Genomic DNA, 17,167 nt, shown 5'->3' with positions numbered 1-17,167 from the left:
CATAGACGCCTTCTTTCTCTATGGTGATGGTGATCTGTTCATTCAGCTTGCCTTTGAAAGGGAGCGCGTTTTCAGGCAGCATCCCTTTTATGCTCTCTGCGTTGTGGGACTTGTCGGTTGGAATGAAGGTTATGGTATCGCCGGGGAAGCAGCCACAAAGTCCGGCTCGTACACCATTGCGCCCTTCTTCCCTTTGTTCAGCATCTGGACCTTATGGTTGACCCCGGTCTGTGCTCGCGCGGGCAGTGCCGCCAGGGCTGCAAAAGCCGTTGTGCCGGCCAGCATCTCGCGTCTCGTGAACATATCGAGCTCCTTGCTCTTTCTATTGACTGGAAACCCGTTCCCCTTCCCAGCACATCGCGGCCGGGTATTGCCTATGGATGAGAGCTGTATGGGCGTGGGCGTCTGCCACCACATGCGGTTCGGAGGCTGATGCCAACTTCGGATCAACCCGCGTATGTGAAATCCGATAGACCGACGCCGGCGGCAGGTTCCACATGACGGTCCCAAGCAAACTCGCTTCCAGGCCCAGCCTCTCAAGTATGGCGTGCGCAACGGGGCACCGAGCGCCATAGGTGAATTGATAGAGATTGCCGCTGGGTCCGAGCCTGCGCGCCACGCCCTCGACGATGCGAAATACCGTGCGGGAGGGCATCGAAAGGAGTGGCACCCCGCTGATAACCGCACCGTATGCGACATCTCTCCCGACGCCCGCCGCGGACAAGCGAGCCGCACTGCCCTGGACGATGCGAGCGCCAGGAAACCGGCGTGAGAGCAAGTTGGCAAATCTCTCGTCCAGTTCGACCAGCGTCAGTTGTTCCGGCACCAAGCCACGTTTGAGGAGAGCCTCGGTGAAGACGCCGGTGCCGGGTCCAAGTTCGAGAATTGACCCCGTGTTGCGGTCGATTGCCTTTGTCATCAAGTGGGCCAGAGACGTCCCTGAGGGGAGCACCGCCCCTACCCTCAGAGGGTTGGCGAGCCACTGGCGTAGGAATGTCAAACGCTGCGGCATCTGAGACATCGAGCGCCAACCTTTCTTGCCAAGCGATGTGGCATGGCGTGCCGGTTGCCGCTGATCGTCGGGTGCGACAGCGAGGCTGGGTTGGCGAGATGCTTCAATCCACGGTACCGAAATCGGATACTAGGTTTGCCGTCCAAAGAGGGAGAGGATTGGTCTTCAGAGGGCTCATTTCTGGCGGACCGCTTCGATTGCATCGGCAAGCGGTTCCTTTCCAACGGCGCCCTCGATGATTTGATCTCCAACGACGAACGAGGGCGTTCCTGTCAGGCCGAGCCGCTGCGCCAGCGCGAGGTTTGCCGCGATGATGGCCTCGACCGCGGGAGTAGCCATTTCATCCGACAGCTTTTTGCGGTCGAGTCCCATCTCTTCGGCCAGGTCCAGGGCCCGGCTAGCATTTATCTGTCCTTGCATTTCCATCAATCTGACATGGAAATCACGCGCGGCGGAGTCGCCAGCAACGCGCTTCACGGACAGGGCCACTTTCGCGGCCTCGACCGAGCCAGGCCCGAGAATGGGAAACTCCTTCAAGACGATCCGCAGCTTGGGATCCTCGGCGACAAGTGCCTTGACGTCAGGTGCCGCCCGCTTGCAATAGCCGCAGTTGAAGTCGAAGAATTCGACGAGCGTAGCATCCCCGTCTGGATTTCCCAGGATCACATCGTCGCTCGATCGGAGTAGCGCATCAGTCTCGGCCACTATCGCTTGTGACCTGGCCTCTGCCTGAGCTGCTTGAGTCCGCTTCTCAAGCTCCGTAAGTGCTTCCTCGATGATCTCCGGGTTTTGGATGATGTATTCGCGGACGATCTTCTCGACCTCCGCGCGATCGATCGATTGGCATAGACCGGCGAGGCCGTTGTCAACACGGCAATGGCGTACCACCCTAGCTGACCAATGCGCGCAGCCTTCATGAATCCGTTCCTGGTGGGGTGTCAGTCGAATAGTCGGCCGAGGAACGAACCGTGCCTCCGACCATGGTGTCCGCCATGACGATCGTGGTCGCTATAGTCGCGGCGGTGATCTTCGCGGCAGTCATTCGATGTATTGCGTGAGGACGCCTGCGCACGGCCGCGACCCGCATGCCCCTGGGCGTACTGGGCCTCTTCCGCCGCGCTCCGTTCGATTATCTTGTCGAGTTCGCCTCGGTCCAACCACACGCCGCGGCATTTCGGGCAGTAGTCGATTTCGATACCCTGACGCTCGCTCATAACGAGGTCGATCCTGCAATGTGGACAAAGAGCCCCGGCGGCTTTGTCGGCTGGCCCATGCGAGTTCAGTAGCGTTCCTGACATCCTAATATCCAACCTATTTGAGTGCACCACTGCACCCCGCTAGTGGAAAGGTAGGACCTCGAGCAGGTTGAGGTTCAAGTGTTCAAATGTCGCAGCTGGTTGTTGGAAGGCGACGGCGCTAAACTGTTGCACGGCCACGATTTCACGTGTCTTTTCACATCGGCGACAGGTGTTCGAGCAAGATCATCGTCCCCAAACCGCAAAGTGCAAGACCTGCAATCAGTTCGGCTAGCCTGCCGAGGCGATTGCCAATCAGCCTCCCGACAAGCATGCCTCCCGAGGACATCACGAAGGTGGCAAGCCCAATTGCTATCGCGACGATGACGATGTTGACCTGAAGAAACGCGAGAGAGATTCCCACCGCCATGGCGTCGATGCTGGTTCCGACCGCCGTCGCCATCAGGGCGGCGAGCGATCTTCCCTTGGGTGGGTGGTCCGTTGAACCCCATATTGCCGCGTAGAGCATATGAATGCCGACGCCCGCGAGGAGGGCGAAGGCGATCCAATGATCGACAGCCTGCACGAAACGGCTGGCTGCAACGCCGGCGATCCAACCGAGAATGGGCGTTGTCGCTTCGACAATGCCGAAGATCAAACCTGTCCGTAGCGCATCTCTCAGGGGCGGCGAGCCGATGGCGGCCCCTCGTCCGACAGAGACTGCAAAGGCATCGATCGACATGCTCAGAGCTAGCACGGCAATGGTGAAGGGCGACATTGGACAACGATCCCGATGGACATCTACCGGGGCGCGAACCCTGCTCGTCCGCATAGGAGCAGTGGCGCCACAGTCTTGTCGGGCCGTTGAATCGGCTGACCGCGCCATGCGCATGTGCGCAAGCCTGTTGACACGGTCCCGCGCGGGCGCGGTGACTACTCCCTGATTGGCCGGGAGATAGGAGCGCGGATTCAAAAAGTCAAATTAATTCAGCTAGATGAGCACTTGATACTCATTTGCATCTGGCCGGGCTTTGCGTGGAGCGTGGCGCCGGCGACCTAGCACTACAAGAGCGAGCCAGCCTACAATGGGAGTTGCCAGCCAGGAATCACCGCCCTTGGCGCAGTTCTTCAAGCACTTCAATTCCGACGATGGCGACAAGGAACCACATGACTTCCGTCAACGACCGTACAAATGCCGGAGAGTGGACAACGACGGTGTCTTCGCTTTCTGGCAAATCGAGGCGAGGAAAGAAGCGAGGAACTCTCGCCATGTATAGCAGGTAATCCGGCCCAAAGAGGGACAACAACCGCTTTTCCTCATTCCAGATTACCGGTCGATAATAAACCAGGAATACGACCGCGCTTATGATCATCAAGACAATGTTCTGAGCCGCAAGGCACACGCCGATGAGCCCGAGAAAGGAGAAGAAATAGAGAGGATTGCGGGTAAGGGAATACGGACCGCTTTGGCACAGATCCAGATCCTTCCGACCTCCAATATATAGAGTGCACCAGAGCCTTCCGAGAACGGCCGCAAACACTAGGAAGAATCCGAGAAACTCGATCAGGCTGTAGCCCAGCGTTTCAAAGCCTTCCGGCTGCGTTGCTATAAGCATCGCCAGCCAGGCTGGTGCCAACAGCCACGTTACAAGGGTCCTCTTGCGCTCAACTGGGGATTTCGTACCAATAGTCCCTAACAATGATCTAACTCCACCCCCCGCCAAATGTGCGGTAAAAAATATGTGAACCGATTTGCGTCATGCGCTCCATGGAGCGAGCCCAACGCGGGCTGACGTAGGTGGCAATGTAATGGGTCGATGACGCGACTTCGGGTAAGAATATCTTCCCGCCGGTGACTGCCATGGCCACGTCCTTTGCCAGACGATACGCGCGTCGATCTGCAATGACATCTGGAATGCCGTCGCAGGCAAAGGAAAACTGGCATTTGTTGATCCAGCTGTCGTTCTGATAAACTACGTCGCAGACGCTTGCTGGATATGCAGGGTTGCGCACCCGATTGAGAATGACCTGCGCGACCGCGGCCTGCCCCTCACCTCCTCGCCCCGAGCCTCGAAATAGATCGCGGTTGCAAGGCACTTTTGCTCGGCGCTTGAAAAGACGGATTTCGGTAGGGGCTGCTTCATCCAATCGTGGTCGCCCTCCATCGTGGGCGGAACGAAGCGACCGGCTGTCTCGTCGGTGCCGAGCAAAGCCGCGAAGGCATTGGAAGATGGGTGGAACTCATCCTTAGGGGCGTAGGCCGTGGCCAGGATGTCGGCCCCATCGTTGTTGACCAGGTCGGCGAGCGCCGCTGGCACCCCGACCAGACGGTCGTCCGCTGGGGTATGAAACGTAGACAGGCCCGCCACCATTTCGGGATCTGCCTGTTGTGAAAAGCCGCGCAGAAAATATGAAGCGTCGGTCCCCGACGAAAATAGTCGCGACGCCAACGCTTGCCCGCTATCCGGGGTCTCCAGGTTTTTCCGATAGGCTACGCTAACAAGCCGTGGCTTCTTTGCTTCCTCAACCACCCGCTGGGACGCGGAAGAAACCTCTCGATCCGACCCTAAATTGACCCGTTGACCGCCGACCACCAGATCCAAGTTTTCGACATCGCCAGGAAAAGCGGCGCCGAGCAGCCGGAGCTCCTTCAAATGAGAGCAGGTGTCGGTTTGCTCGACATACACCGCCCAGCGATCCGACGTGGGAGTGATCCCCAAGTCGGACTTGGTACCCTGGATCCCTGTGGGCGACGCGAAGCCGAACACGAACCAACTTGCGCCGAGAATCGCGAGCACACGCCGATGGCCGTTCGATGATCGTCGCTCGAAAGCGGCTTTCGGTTTGGACCGCAATATCTCATTCTCCGGATGCCCCACGCAGAAGGAGAATCGATTGTTAACCTTGATGGAAAGTTAACACTACTGCGACTGCGCGTCGCAATGTCACGGCAGGCTTATCCAGGCTCCCATTGAACCTCATGTCGCTTGAGCATTTAGACCGACACCAATGGGTGGATCGGGATTGCAGGTCGACAGAGGAAGGACGACAGCCTTGGCGATCGATGTCTCAGCCGTCGGACTTCTCACGGCCATTGTTGCGGGTGCCATATCATTCGTTTCCCCATGCGTTCTCCCGCTTGTGCCGGGCTATCTTTCGTTCGTGTCCAGCGGCGTCGATCCTGCGTCCAGGCAGCTTGGGGATCGCATCAAGGTCGTCTGGTCAGCGCTCTTCTTCATAGCCGGATTCTCCACCGTCTTCGTGTTGCTGGGGCTTGGGGCGCAGGCGTTCGGCGGCATTCTCCTTCGATACAATGTTGAGGCAAATCTCCTTGGCGGGGCGCTGCTCGTTTGTTTCGGCCTTGTGATGACCGGCCTGATCAAGATACCGGCGCTGCTCAGAGAGTTAAGACTGCCGGGGCCGCAGACCATATCGGGGCCAACCGGAGCCTATACGCTTGGACTTACATTCGCTTTTGGATGGACGCCGTGCATTGGTCCGGTCCTCGGCTCGATCCTTACCCTTGCAGCGGTGTCTGCCGGAAGCGGCGCGGTCCTCCTGGCAGCCTATAGCGTTGGGTTGGGAATTCCCTTTCTGATAGTTGCGGTCGCCTTCAGCAGCATCGCAGCCGGGTTCAAGAGAATGCGATATGCCGGCCATATCCTCAACATCCTTGCCGGCAGCATCATGATCGTCATGGGGATATTGATGATGACGGGCCGCCTCACTCTGATCGCATTCTGGCTGCTCGAGCGCTTTCCTGGACTGGGCTACATCGGCTAGCGCGGAGCGGCGCGATCCACGAAGAACGGGGGCCGATTCAATTTCGAGGATTAAGTCGCGCGAACGCTATCGTCGCTGGGTCGTCGTTGCCGTTACGATGGGCGGCCTGAGCGGTTTGGGCTTGGCACCCTATTTCGTCTTTCCTGTCGCGTATTTGGGCCTTGCCGCTTTCGCCTTTCTGACACGTCATAGCCCAAGCGTCTTGGCTGCATTCGTTACCGGATGGGCCTTCGGCTTGGGTCAATTCATCGTTGGCCTGAGCTGGATAACCGAGAGCTTTGCGGTCGAAGCCGAGAGATTTGGAATGCTTGCCTGGCCCGCGGTGGCTGCTCTTTCGGCATTGCTGGCTCTGTTCCCTGCGTTCGCGGCGATGGCTGCTCGCTATCTCGGCGGATCGGGACCGGGTACACTCATTGCCCTCCCTGCCACGTGGTCCATCGCGGAGATGGCCCGCAGCGCCATACTGACGGGATTTCCCTGGAACCTCATTGGATATGCTTGGGGGTTCAGCGATGAAGCTCTTCAGGCCATTTCGGTCATGGGGATCTATGGCCTCGGGCTTTTGACAGTTCTCTTGGCGATTTTGCCACTCCTGATCACCGAGAAGTACAAGTTGGGCCGTCGGTCCGCCGCACTTGTTCTGATCCTGGTGCCAGCGATCGCTTTCGCCACTCTATGGACTGGCGGTACGATGCGCCTGGCCGCGGCCGAGTTCGGGGATAATGGACAGCGCGTGCGGATCGTCCAGCCGAACATCCCGCAAAACCAGAAATGGGAGGCCGGCCAAGCGAACGCAATCCTCGACAAACTTCTAGCGCTAAGCACGTCCGGTGAAAGCGATCGGCCACGCTACGTAGTCTGGCCCGAGACGGCTTATCCCGTCTTGTTTGAAGCTGGTCGCAACATCCATCCGGCCCTCACCGCCAGCGTTCCGACGGGGGGCCTGCTTCTCTTCGGGGCTGTCAGGGAAGCGCCTGCTCGTCGCGCTGATGACCCTGCCCTACTGAACAGCGTACTTGCACTCGATGAGAAGGGACGCGTCGTCGCGGACTACGACAAGAGGCGATTGGTGCCCTTTGGAGAGTTCACCCCTTTCAAGAGGGTTCTCGGCGCCATGAAGATGACTGTCGGCGATATCGACTACATTCCGGGTGAGAGCAGCGCACCGATCCAGCTTGTCGGATTGCCCGCCGCGAGGGCCTTGATCTGCTATGAGGCAATTTTTCCTCGTTCGGGCGACGACCGAGCAGGATGGATTCTAAATATCACGAATGACGCGTGGTTCGGCATGTCCGCGGGACCCCACCAGCATTTTCTTGCCGCGCGCGCGAGAGCGATCGAGGCGGGTCTGCCGCTCATCCGGGCGGCCAACAGCGGTGTCAGCGCGATCGTCGACAGCTATGGTCGGGTGAAGGAGATGCTTCCCCTGAACGTCAGCGGGGTCATCGATGGGCCATTGCCCGCACCCGCGCCAACTGAGACATTGTTCCGCCGGGCCGGAAACATTCCGGTCGTGGTGTCCATAACGCTGCTCATTGCCGCTGGCGCGATCACCCGACGACGATTCACGGCAAACCGCAGGAGTTGCTGTGGCCCCTAGTGAACGGAGCTGACCAGCGGCGTGTCCCCGTCTCGTATCGAAACCCATCGACCGGTATGGTCGATCGCTTGTCGCTTTAGGTAGGTGTATCCGGTTTCATCCCAGTTCAAAACCGTGTCCGTGAGATTATCGAGAACAATGTCTCCCCATCGGTTCGAACGGTCAGCACCGCATGCCCATCGCCGTTCGGGCGTCGCAGTACAGTCAGGAGCAGGTTGGATGCTGAGATGCCGCCTTCCATCAGGACGCGGCGCTTCGCCAACGCATAGTCCTCGCAGTCGCCCGCATCTACGGGATAGGTCCAGTATTCTTCCTGGCCATAAAGCTCGAGGTCGCTTTTCGGCTTGACGGCCTGATTCACGGACACCGTGAGTTTCTCCAGCCGCCGGAGGAGCTCACTCGACATCTTCAGCGGCGTCACGTCGCGGGAGCGAATTGCGCATTCTGAAGCGTTGCGCTTGCAGAACTCATAGTGTCCTATCGGTTGCGATGTCAGGCTTCCTGTCATCATCGCTGACGGGTGGGCCCACGCGCTGCTGGCGCTAAACGTCCAAGCGGCCACCGCGCATAAAGCAGCGATCGACTGTCGAGTGGTCACTCCCCGATCCCCCGTCCGATTTTAACCGATATTACCGAACCCTTAACGGCTCGTGCGGCCCGCGTCCATTATGGGCGGGCCACGACTTCGTGAAGTGTCGATCCATGCCCCCGCTTTCCACAGGAAGCTGCCAGCCGGCGATTGAAGCTCAGGTAGCTAGAGCGGCGAAACTCTCATCCCAAACGTGACGGAGGATGACCGTGAAGCGATCCGCAAATTCAACTCGAGTTCTCCTCGGTCTAGCTTGTGTGGCTTTGGCGTTCTCGATCGATCAACTGTCCAAATTTGTAATTGTCGAGATTGTCATGCAGCCGCCAAGAGACATTTATATAACTGGGTTTCTCAATATTGTGCTTTCTTACAATACCGGGATTAGCTTCGGAATCCTGTCAGGTTACTTTTCCGACTCTCCTACTTCGCTGTCATTCCTGACATCGGTCGTGGTCGGATTTCTGTTTGTTTGGATGCTTTATGCAAAGACGAACGGCCATACCATGGCGCTGGGACTGATAACGGGAGGTGCGATCGGGAATATTTACGACCGAATGCGACAAGGCGCGGTAACTGATTTCATCGACCTTCATTTAGGTGCCTGGCATTGGCCGACATTCAATACTGCTGATATCGCGATTGTCGTTGGAGCGGCAATTTTGATTGCAGATTCTTTCCACTCCGCACCGAGGCAACCTGCAGGATGATGCTGTTACGCACTACGATCCGGATCAAAGGCTTGTGCGATAGCACCGCCCTGATTGTCAGTGATCAAATGCTAGCACGGGAACCCAAAATCAGTGCGCCATGAACCAGCAGATGTCGGTGCTCTTCAGCATTTCTGTGGTTACACCCCCAAAGACGCGTTCAACGAGTGAATTGCGTCCGAAAACGCCAGTCACAATCAGGTCCGATCCCTCCCGGCCAGCCTGCTCAAGCAAGCTCGAGCACGCGTCTCCAGTGGTGTTGGGAATGTGCGAATATTGCGCTTTTGCGCCATGGGAACGCAGGTGCGTCGCGACAGCATCGAGCCGTTCGCTCGAAACCTCATCGCCGACCCCGACGACGGAAACACTTTCGGCGCGGACAAGCAGTGGGAGGGCATCATGAACCGCGCGTCGGGCTTGCGCGGTATCCTTCCAAGCGACCAGAATGCGGGGGAAGCGAGCGTTCGCAACCGAGCGTCCCAGGCGCAGCACGGGCACGCCGGAACCAAGGGCGACGTGAGCCGGGTTGGGCAAGACGCTTTCGTCTTCGTCGGATGAATCCGTGATCAGCAAGTCTGCGGTCAGGAGGTGCGCCTGCATTGCAGCGGTGGGTTCGCCAATTCCCGAACACCAGTGGACCTGCTCAGAATCGGCGCCAAAGACCTTGTCGACGATGCTCCGACTGGATGCCAACGCACGTTCCATCAATCTGGTCTGCTCTTCGGCCCAGAAAACGTTCGGAGCCAAGACGTCCTTCATCGACGTTTTCGGCCATACGTAGGAAGCGACAGAGATTCTGGCGTCGAACACCTTGACCATCTCGCGTGCGAATTCGAGGGTGCTGGTTAGGTTGCTCCGTGGACATGCATCGACAACGATTTCGCAGAAGTCCGTCACGGCAAAGCTCCTATGGCCTATTCAAACAATATGCTTATTGTTCTGCGCGCATACGTTCCCCACCCTGTGTGGAAGCGCTGCCACGGTTCCGTGCAGCAGCGGACAGCACCGCTTCGGTTATCGAGTTGGGCAACCTTCGAGGCGTCTCGACCAAGCCCAGCACCGGCATCGCCACCAAAAAGAAGGCGAAATAAATGACCGTCGAGACCTGCATCAACACGACATATATGCCATCCGCCGGTTTGGCCCCGAGCCATCCCAGGAAAAGGGCGTTTGCGGCAAACAACCAAAAGAATACTTTATACCATGGGCGATACACCGCGGATCGCACCTTCGATGTATCAAGCCATGGCACGAAGAAGAGCACCGCAATCGCTCCAAACATTGCCAGGACACCTCCCAGCTTCGAGTCGATCGGCCCGATGTTGAACGTTACGGCGCGAAGGATCGCATAGAAAGGAAGAAAGTACCATTCTGGGACGATCTTCGCCGGGGTCTTTAGAGAGTCTGCCTCAACGTAGTTGTCTGGGTGACCTAAGTAGTTAGGTATGTAAAAGACGAAATATGCGAACACAAGTAGAAACACTATGGCTCCAAACGCGTCCTTCACGGTTGCGTATGGCGTAAAAGGCAGGGTGTCTGTCTCATGCTTGACTTCGATGCCTGTCGGGTTGGTTTGGCCCGTAACGTGCAATGCCCAAACATGGAGCACCACAACACCTGCAATCATAAATGGAAGCAAATAATGCAGTGCGAAAAATCGGTTCAGTGTGGGATTGTCGACGGCGAACCCGCCGAGAAGCAGCTGCTGTATCCACTCCCCCACAAGGGTATCGCCGTGAAGAAGCCGGTGATGACGGTTGCGCCCCAGAAGCTCATCTGACCCCATGGAAGCACGTACCCCATGAACGCCGCCGCCATCATCAGCAGGTAAATGATGCAGCCCAATATCCAGAGGAGCTCACGTGGTGCCTTGTAGGACCCGTAGTATAGCCCCCGGAATATGTGGATGTAGACAGCGATAAAGAAGAACGATGCACCATTTGAATGGAGATACCGGAGCAGCCAACCCGAATTGACGTCGCGCATGATTTTCTCAACGGAGTTGAATGCGGTCGCCGTATTCGTGCTGTAGTGCATGGCGAGCACGACTCCAGTGAGGATCTGGAGACCGAGCATCAGCGTCAGGATGCCACCAAACGTGTAGAGATAATTGAGATTGCGCGGTACCGGATAGGAGACAAAGGAATCGTGGATCAGCCGGGGAAGCGGCATCCGGGCATCGATCCATCGTCCGAGGCCCGTTTTGGGGCTATACGCTGACGGCGATCGCGACATCTACTTCCCTCTCGACTGTCGGGTGGCGCACGGTTCCCTCGTCGGTAACATCTCAGGTTGCTTGAGATTCAAGCGCCTGCATTCCTGTTTCGATGCGACAAAAGGGCATGCAGAAGTGTCGACGTCCGACGCATTCGTGGTCGCTGAGCGTAGCTCGTTCGATCCGCCAGGCGCCTTGTCATCGGCGAGGGGCGACGATCCCGACCTTGTGAGGACGTCAGAGCGTCGATGAGGTAATGAGGGTTCGGCTCCTCGCTATCTTCGATCACAACTGCTTGATCGATATCCGACGCGTTTCATTCTTCGGCGCGGAGGCTCCTTTTCAAGGTGCGCCGACTGGTCCACTTGTTCGCCACTTTTCAGAGGTGCCACAAAAGCGCCAACATGCCGGATGGATGGGAGCAAAACAGATTGTCGCTGGCAACGTATTGAGTTTGTAGAGATCAAGGGGGGATAGGGGAGCCGATGTCGATTCGACTTACACGAAGAGCCGTTTTGTTGGGAGCTTCGGCGATGGGCGCCGCCGGGCTTGTTCGGACGAGCTTTGCCGCGCCTGAGGCAAGAACCTATTACGCGGTGCTCGTAGCCGCGACCGCCTATCCCAACCTACCACCGAAGTCGGCCTTGATCGGCCCGAACCACGATGCGCAGCTGGTTCGCGAATATTTGTTGGGCAATTCGCCCGTGAAATTTGATGCCGCGAATATCATTCTACTGGCCGACAACCTTGATGGCGCGATCGGCAGCCCTACGCTCGATGGCATACTGTCCGGTCTCGCGCAGATCGCAGCCTGGGCCAAGCGGGGCGATTTCGTCTACATCCACTATTCCGGGCATGGCTCACAGCAGCCTGCGCTCTCAGCCGGAGACGAGACCGACGGTCTCGACGAGATCCTACTGCCTTCCGACACAGGCATGTGGACGGACAGGACGAAGGGCGTACCGAACGCACTCACCGACAACATGGTCGGCCAAGCGCTCGATGCGATACGGAACAAGGGAGCGTTTGTATGGATCGTACTTGACTGCTGCAATTCCGGAACGGCCACCCGGGCGGCCCCCGTCGGAGAGGACCTGATCGCAGAACGCAAACTCGACCCGTCCGACCTCGGTATACCGGCTTCCGAGATTCGACTTGCAACTGCAGCTGAGGAAAGCCGTGAGGTTGGCGAGGGGCAGATTGAGCGGCAGGCCGCCTTCGCCTTCGCGGAAGACCCGACGAGCGCTCAAGGTATAACGCGTGGCGATCTCGTTGCATTTTTCGCGGCCCAGTCCATCGAGACCACGCCCGAGATGCCGCTCCCGAAGGGGCAACCCGATGCCACGAAGTTCGGCCTGTTCACCTTCACAATCTTCCAGAAGCTGGCGGAAAACCCGAACGTCACCTATCGACAGCTTGGGCACGCGGTCCTTCAACAATACACCGCGGATGGAAGGATACGACCGACGCCGCTGTTCGAAGGTGCGTTGGATGCGCGGGTGTTCGGCAGCGAGATCGTCGATACCCCCATGCAGTGGCCGCTGGAATCGAAGGGGACGCGCGGTTCGATCGCGGCGGGCCTGATGCATCGCTTGGTGCCTGGATCCAAGCTCGCAATCCTTCCGGGACCGCTTTCGGAAATGTCCGAGGCCCTGGGTTACGTAGAGGTCGTTGCCGCGAAAAATCTGACCTCGATGATCAAACCGGTCGCCTATGAAGACAGGCCTCTCGTTGCGTTGTCCGACATCCCGGCCGGCGCCTATGTCCGAGTTGCAAGACTCGAGATTGACTTCAGCATGGTCGTTGCCCGCCCTGGTGCAGTTGCCGGGTTGGAAAAGCAGACAGCCGACGCGAACGCGATGTTGGACGTTCTCGCGGCTGATCCCGGAAGAAGGTTCAATATCAGGCTTGTGGATCCGGGCGAGGAAGCGGATCTGAGGCTTGCGGTGCTTCCGGAGAATGCGATTCTCCGCGCGAGTCCCGACGGGAGCGATGCACCCGCGCTCTGGTTTCTGCCACCGTCGGGCGACGTTTCCCTCAAGGACGGATCAAAGCCGCCGTTTGTTGCCGCTGTCGATCCTGAGCGCCTTCGTGTGGGTGCCGGCGAAGTGCTGGCCAAGATATTTCGTGCAACTTCGCTATCACGGCTTGCTGCTGGTTCAGACTATAGACCTGAGCAGGTCATGGTCGAATTCAAGCTGAAGCGTCCCAGCGAGAACCTGATGAAGCCACTCCAGCAAGCGACAGTGCCTCGGGTTCTGCCGGGTGACGAAGTGCATATCCTCGCCAAGAACCTGTCGAGCAAGCTGATTGATATAAATATTCTCTATGTCGGATCCGACTATTCAATCACGCACATTGACGCCCAGCGCCTCGTACCCAATGCGACGATAGAAGAAGGGTTGCTCGCCTTCACCGACGCCAGCTTTGGCTTCGAAAGGATGATCGCGGTTCTGACCGAAGCTCCACCACAGTCTGCGATAGAAGATCTCAGCTTCCTGGCCCAGGGCGGCGTGCCGCCGGCCACTCGGGCGGCCTCCGGCCAGCCAGCATTTTCCGACATGCTCCGTGACATAGGCCTTGCCCCGGCAACGCGATCGGCAATGAAGCTTGGTGACAAGAACGCGTCCATGGGAGCGGTCCTGATCTTCCCTGTCGAGACCGTACCTGCCAGCTGAGCACGGCATCAATCTGGAGACAGCGCGGCTAATTTTTCCACCGATCGCCGTAGTAGTCTTTGGCCGGCGGTGGGAGGTCCCTCCAATGCTGTGAAGCACAAACTGTATCCAGATACGCCTGCTAAAGCTCTCAATCGCATTCTTCGAGAGCGAAGCGTTGGCGGACGAGTCTGATCTTGTGCTATTTTGAAACGATCGACATCACCGGGCTGGGAAACGAGGGATTGGGAGCTGGCGTATAGAATGATAACCGGCAAGATTGGCTGATTATGATGCAGATCGATCCGATTGATATCGTCAAGATCTGCAAAGAATGCGGTCTTCGGCTAACAGGCCAGCGGCGCGCGATCGTCGAGGTTCTTCAGCAAGCGAGGGACCATCCCGACGCTTTGGAACTTCATCGGCGTGCGACGAAAGTCGATCCACGGATCGCACTTTCAACGGTTTACCGAACACTCAGCCTACTTGAGGAAAAAGGAATACTTGAGAGGCACATTTTCGGCAGCGGGCCCGCTCGCTTCGAGCGCGCTGACGCAGAGCACCATGACCATTTCATCGATGTAGAGTCAGGTCGGGTGGTCGAGTTTCGATCCGATAAGATTGAGCAACTCCAGCAACAAGTTGCGCAGGAGCATGGTTTTGAAATCATCAGTCATAGGCTTGAGATCTATGTAAAGCCTGCAAAATCTGGGAAACGCGAAGCGCCTCGTGGCAAACGTGCGAAATAGGCCTTCGATATCAAGGCTCCTCACCCGCTTGATGGCAACGGCTTTCGTTGATGTCTGTCCATCACGGCTCGACTTGACCCTATAGCTACTTCAGCTTTTAGGGTGATAACGGGGGCCGAGGTGTTCACACCGAATTATCCGGCCGGTGCTGCGTCATGAGGAACAGGTATGCGGTTTTTTCTCACTGGTCGAGCTTCTATCGCAGTCGGCTTGGCTGCGGTGGCCGGTGCTGCAGTGGGGGGCCTCCTCGTAGCGAAGCCGTTAGCTCCATGGCTAGGATCAGCACAACGGTCCGTGGACGCTTCTGCAAATCAATCCGCCTTTCAGTTTGAGACCGCTGACGGGAAGAGCCTTACTTTGGAGTCTTTTGCAGGTAGTGCAGTTTTGCTGAACGTATGGGCGACTTGGTGCCCCCATGCCGCAAGGAAATGCCGTCTCTCGACCGGCTTCAATCCCTCAAGGGAGGAACCGATTTCGAGGTCGTTGCCCTGTCGATCGACAAGGGCGGCGCGGAACAGGTGCGACCGTTCTTCGACGAAATCGGAATCAAGCGCCTAGAGATGTTTCTGGACAAGCCAGGCGTCTCCATGCAAGCGCTCAAGATCGTTGGGCTGCCGACGACCCTTCTGATTGGCAAAGACGGACGTGAACTCGCGCGCTGGGCCGGTCCCAAGGAATGGGATGAATCTGAAACAATCGAGGAGATCGAAGCGCTGCTTACGCGGGCCGACAGGGATTGAGTACCAGCATGGCATTGGAAATCGCCAACATTGGAATTGTGGCTGCGCTGCTGGCAGGAATGATCTCATTCCTGTCGCCCTGCGTTTTGCCACTCGTTCCTGGCTATGTGTCGTACATCGCAGGAAGTACCGATCAGGCGGTCGCCCGCCGGAGGGTCCACACGGCATTCCTCAGCGGATGTTTCGTACTCGGCTTTTCGACGGTCTTCATCTTGCTTGGCGCAAGCGCAACCGCGATCAGCGGTCTGCTTCTATCCTACCGCTATGAGGCCAATATCGCTGGCGGGCTCATTATCGTTCTTTTCGGCATCTTCACGACCGGCATGGTTAAGATGCCCTGGCTCGAGCGTGATCTGCGCTATCACGGCACCATCGAAGGCGGACAGCCTCTTGGCGCCTATGTTCTCGGCCTTGCGTTCGGCTTCGGCTGGACGCCGTGCATCGGGCCCATCCTAGGAGCTATCCTGACGGTCAGCGCGACTGTAGACGGCGCGCTGAGCGGTGTGGCGCTCCTTTCCATCTATTCGCTTGGGCTCGGAGTGCCCTTTCTGCTCACCGCACTGTTCGCCGATGCGCTGACCACGAGACTCAGAAACGTTCGCAGGCTCGGCAAATTCCTGCACGTCGGCGCGGGCGTCGTCATGATCCTGATGGGCATCGCAATGATCACGGGCCGAATGTCTGTGTTCGCATTCTGGCTTCTCGAGAAATTTCCTGTGTTCGGGAGGATTGGATGAACGCGACTGACCGTAACCGTACGGAAACAGCGTCTGGTCTTGCCCGCCCTTCGAGCGACGGGAATTCGCTATGGTCTCTGCTGTTCGCGGCTTGGTTCGTAGCGCTTGTCGCCTCGCTCGGCGCCCTCTTCATCGGAGAGGTGATGGGGCAGACCCCCTGCGTGTTGTGCTGGTACCAGCGCGCCTTCATGTTTCCCCTCGCCATCGTGCTCGCCGTCGGCGCCTTCCGTGTGGACAGAGGGACATGGCTCTATGGACTGCCGCTCGCCGTGATCGGTGGCGGTATCGCCCTCTATCATTCGCTTCTCTTTGGCGGTGTGATCACCGAGGCGCTGGAGCCCTGTGGGCAGGGACCCTCCTGCACTGACGCAGCGATGACAATCTTCGGCAGCATTCCTCTGCCCTTTCTGTCCTTCGCAGCCTTTGCAGGGATCGTCCTTCTTCTCTTTCTGACGACGCGGATCAGGAAGCCATGAACAGACGAGCCGTCATAATCGCCACTGGAGCAGGCGCCGTCGCCATCTTTGCCGGTGGGGCATATCTTTACTCGCAGTCATCCAGTGAAAATGCCCCCGTCCCGATTGCGGCCGAAAGCAGCCAGCTGGTCCGCCCCCATTCGCCGATCCTCGGCCCGGCCACGGCTCCGGTGACGATCGTGGAATTCTTCGACCCGTCCTGCGAGGCTTGCCGCGCCTTCTACCCGACGGTGAAGCAGATTATGGCCACCTATCCGGAGGAGGTTCGCGTCATCATCCGCTACACTCCTTTCCACCCAGCGTCCGAGGAGGCGATACGGATTCTCGAGGCTGCGCGTAGGCAGGACAAGTTCCAGCGGGTCATGGAGTGGCTTCTGCAAAACCAGGACCAGTGGGGCGCAGATGGCAATCCCCAGGCGACCCGCGCATGGGAACTTGCGGCGGAGGTCGGTCTCGACCTCACCAAAGCCCGGCAGGATGCCGTCACCGAACAGGTGAATGCGGTGATCGCCCAGGACGTGGCGGATGTCCAGGCCGTCGGCATCCGGGGAACGCCGACCTTCTTCGTCAACGGAAAGCCGCTAGCGTCGTTCGGACGGCAGCAACTGGAAGCGCTCGTCAAGAGCGAAGTGGAAGCTACGAGATAGGAAGCGCAGTAAGCGGGAGT

At 58.1% G+C, this 17,167-nt stretch carries 17 protein-coding genes and 2 pseudogenes; 9 read left to right on the top strand and 10 right to left on the bottom strand.

From position 1 onward, the window contains the following. Positions 1-322 precede the first annotated feature (322 nt). The 7 genes from BSQ44_RS26220 to BSQ44_RS26195 all read right to left on the bottom strand — a co-directional run bounded on the left by BSQ44_RS26220 (position 323) and on the right by BSQ44_RS26195 (position 5,102). Positions 323-919: a class I SAM-dependent methyltransferase gene (locus BSQ44_RS26220; RefSeq protein ID WP_235633464.1), complete on the bottom strand. Its 597-nt coding sequence runs from the start codon at positions 917-919 to the stop codon at positions 323-325. Positions 920-1,186: 267 nt separating this feature from the next. Continuing rightward, positions 1,187-1,900, bottom strand: coding sequence for a DsbA family protein (locus BSQ44_RS26215; RefSeq protein WP_157894710.1), 714 nt, complete (start codon positions 1,898-1,900; stop codon positions 1,187-1,189). 50 nt (positions 1,901-1,950) lie between these two features. Further along, the gene (locus BSQ44_RS26210) at positions 1,951-2,310 is read right to left on the bottom strand and encodes a TFIIB-type zinc ribbon-containing protein (RefSeq protein ID WP_072608415.1); all 360 of its coding nucleotides are present in this window, start codon (positions 2,308-2,310) and stop codon (positions 1,951-1,953) included. 154 nt (positions 2,311-2,464) lie between these two features. Then, positions 2,465-3,025, bottom strand: a complete 561-nt coding sequence (locus tag BSQ44_RS26205) for a manganese efflux pump MntP (RefSeq protein ID WP_072608414.1) — start codon at positions 3,023-3,025, stop codon at positions 2,465-2,467. Between the two features lie 328 nt (positions 3,026-3,353). Continuing rightward, on the bottom strand, positions 3,354-3,884 hold the full coding sequence (locus tag BSQ44_RS26200; RefSeq protein ID WP_157894709.1) for a methyltransferase family protein: 531 nt from the start codon (positions 3,882-3,884) through the stop codon (positions 3,354-3,356). Between the two features lie 67 nt (positions 3,885-3,951). Then, on the bottom strand, positions 3,952-4,260 hold the full coding sequence (locus BSQ44_RS27990) for a cell wall hydrolase (protein ID WP_418202149.1): 309 nt from the start codon (positions 4,258-4,260) through the stop codon (positions 3,952-3,954). Next, positions 4,221-5,102: a cell wall hydrolase gene (locus BSQ44_RS26195; protein WP_418202148.1), complete on the bottom strand. Its 882-nt coding sequence runs from the start codon at positions 5,100-5,102 to the stop codon at positions 4,221-4,223. The genes BSQ44_RS27990 and BSQ44_RS26195 overlap by 40 nt, the downstream gene beginning before the upstream one ends. 199 nt (positions 5,103-5,301) lie before the next feature. Between BSQ44_RS26195 and BSQ44_RS26190 the strand changes: the two genes are divergently transcribed. Next, positions 5,302-6,030 (top strand): cytochrome c biogenesis CcdA family protein, encoded by a 729-nt coding sequence (locus BSQ44_RS26190; RefSeq protein WP_235633463.1) that lies wholly within the window; start codon positions 5,302-5,304, stop codon positions 6,028-6,030. A gap of 121 nt (positions 6,031-6,151) precedes the next feature. Continuing rightward, on the top strand, positions 6,152-7,630 hold the full coding sequence (gene lnt / locus BSQ44_RS26185) for an apolipoprotein N-acyltransferase (RefSeq protein WP_157894708.1): 1,479 nt from the start codon (positions 6,152-6,154) through the stop codon (positions 7,628-7,630). Here lnt and BSQ44_RS26180 read toward each other — a convergent pair. Beyond that, positions 7,627-8,141, bottom strand: a pseudogene (locus tag BSQ44_RS26180) (transglutaminase-like cysteine peptidase). The gene lnt and the pseudogene BSQ44_RS26180 sit on opposite strands and share 4 nt — an antisense overlap. A gap of 287 nt (positions 8,142-8,428) precedes the next feature. On the opposite strand from BSQ44_RS26180, the gene lspA reads away from it, so the two are divergent. Next, positions 8,429-8,926 (top strand): signal peptidase II, encoded by a 498-nt coding sequence (lspA, locus tag BSQ44_RS26175; protein WP_083535061.1) that lies wholly within the window; start codon positions 8,429-8,431, stop codon positions 8,924-8,926. A 90-nt stretch (positions 8,927-9,016) separates the two neighbouring features. On the opposite strand, the gene BSQ44_RS26170 is transcribed toward lspA, so the two are convergent. Together BSQ44_RS26170 and BSQ44_RS26165 are read right to left on the bottom strand one after the other, a co-directional pair. Beyond that, positions 9,017-9,823 (bottom strand): universal stress protein, encoded by an 807-nt coding sequence (locus BSQ44_RS26170; RefSeq protein ID WP_072608410.1) that lies wholly within the window; start codon positions 9,821-9,823, stop codon positions 9,017-9,019. Between the two features lie 34 nt (positions 9,824-9,857). After that, positions 9,858-11,161, bottom strand: a pseudogene (locus tag BSQ44_RS26165) (cytochrome b). A 513-nt stretch (positions 11,162-11,674) separates the two neighbouring features. On the opposite strand from BSQ44_RS26165, the gene BSQ44_RS26160 reads away from it, so the two are divergent. The 6 genes from BSQ44_RS26160 to BSQ44_RS26135 all read left to right on the top strand — a co-directional run bounded on the left by BSQ44_RS26160 (position 11,675) and on the right by BSQ44_RS26135 (position 17,147). Then, positions 11,675-13,819, top strand: a complete 2,145-nt coding sequence (locus BSQ44_RS26160; protein WP_235633462.1) for a caspase family protein — start codon at positions 11,675-11,677, stop codon at positions 13,817-13,819. A gap of 272 nt (positions 13,820-14,091) precedes the next feature. Further along, positions 14,092-14,547: a Fur family transcriptional regulator gene (locus BSQ44_RS26155; RefSeq protein ID WP_072608434.1), complete on the top strand. Its 456-nt coding sequence runs from the start codon at positions 14,092-14,094 to the stop codon at positions 14,545-14,547. 428 nt (positions 14,548-14,975) lie between these two features. Beyond that, positions 14,976-15,287 carry a TlpA disulfide reductase family protein gene (locus BSQ44_RS27710; protein WP_235633461.1) on the top strand — a complete coding sequence of 104 codons (312 nt, stop codon included), beginning with the start codon at positions 14,976-14,978 and terminating at the stop codon, positions 15,285-15,287. A gap of 8 nt (positions 15,288-15,295) precedes the next feature. Further along, positions 15,296-16,024: a cytochrome c biogenesis CcdA family protein gene (locus tag BSQ44_RS26145; protein ID WP_072608408.1), complete on the top strand. Its 729-nt coding sequence runs from the start codon at positions 15,296-15,298 to the stop codon at positions 16,022-16,024. Next, a complete protein-coding gene (locus BSQ44_RS26140) occupies positions 16,021-16,500 on the top strand; it encodes a disulfide bond formation protein B (RefSeq protein WP_072608407.1) in 480 nt (159 codons plus the stop codon). The genes BSQ44_RS26145 and BSQ44_RS26140 overlap by 4 nt, the downstream gene beginning before the upstream one ends. After that, positions 16,497-17,147, top strand: coding sequence for a DsbA family protein (locus BSQ44_RS26135; RefSeq protein ID WP_072608406.1), 651 nt, complete (start codon positions 16,497-16,499; stop codon positions 17,145-17,147). Before BSQ44_RS26140 ends, BSQ44_RS26135 begins: the two co-directional genes overlap by 4 nt. Positions 17,148-17,167: the final 20 nt, after the last annotated feature.

The sequence above is a fragment of the Aquibium oceanicum genome (assembly GCF_001889605.1).
Lineage (GTDB): Bacteria > Pseudomonadota > Alphaproteobacteria > Rhizobiales > Rhizobiaceae > Aquibium > Aquibium oceanicum.
Note: the sequence above shows the minus strand (reverse complement) of the source record. Positions and strands in the feature narration are given on the sequence as shown.

Excerpts from the sequence above, each read along its gene's own strand:
- BSQ44_RS26220 (WP_235633464.1), bottom strand. The coding sequence starts at position 919 with ATGACAAAGGCAATCGACCGCAACACGGGGTCAATTCTCGAACTTGGA.
- BSQ44_RS26210 (WP_072608415.1), bottom strand. The coding sequence starts at position 2,310 with ATGTCAGGAACGCTACTGAACTCGCATGGGCCAGCCGACAAAGCCGCC.
- BSQ44_RS26205 (WP_072608414.1), bottom strand. The coding sequence starts at position 3,025 with ATGTCGCCCTTCACCATTGCCGTGCTAGCTCTGAGCATGTCGATCGAT.
- BSQ44_RS26160 (WP_235633462.1), top strand. The coding sequence starts at position 11,675 with ATGGGCGCCGCCGGGCTTGTTCGGACGAGCTTTGCCGCGCCTGAGGCA.
- BSQ44_RS26155 (WP_072608434.1), top strand. The coding sequence starts at position 14,092 with ATGCAGATCGATCCGATTGATATCGTCAAGATCTGCAAAGAATGCGGT.
- BSQ44_RS27710 (WP_235633461.1), top strand. The coding sequence starts at position 14,976 with ATGCCGTCTCTCGACCGGCTTCAATCCCTCAAGGGAGGAACCGATTTC.
- BSQ44_RS26145 (WP_072608408.1), top strand. The coding sequence starts at position 15,296 with ATGGCATTGGAAATCGCCAACATTGGAATTGTGGCTGCGCTGCTGGCA.
- BSQ44_RS26140 (WP_072608407.1), top strand. The coding sequence starts at position 16,021 with ATGAACGCGACTGACCGTAACCGTACGGAAACAGCGTCTGGTCTTGCC.
- BSQ44_RS26135 (WP_072608406.1), top strand. The coding sequence starts at position 16,497 with ATGAACAGACGAGCCGTCATAATCGCCACTGGAGCAGGCGCCGTCGCC.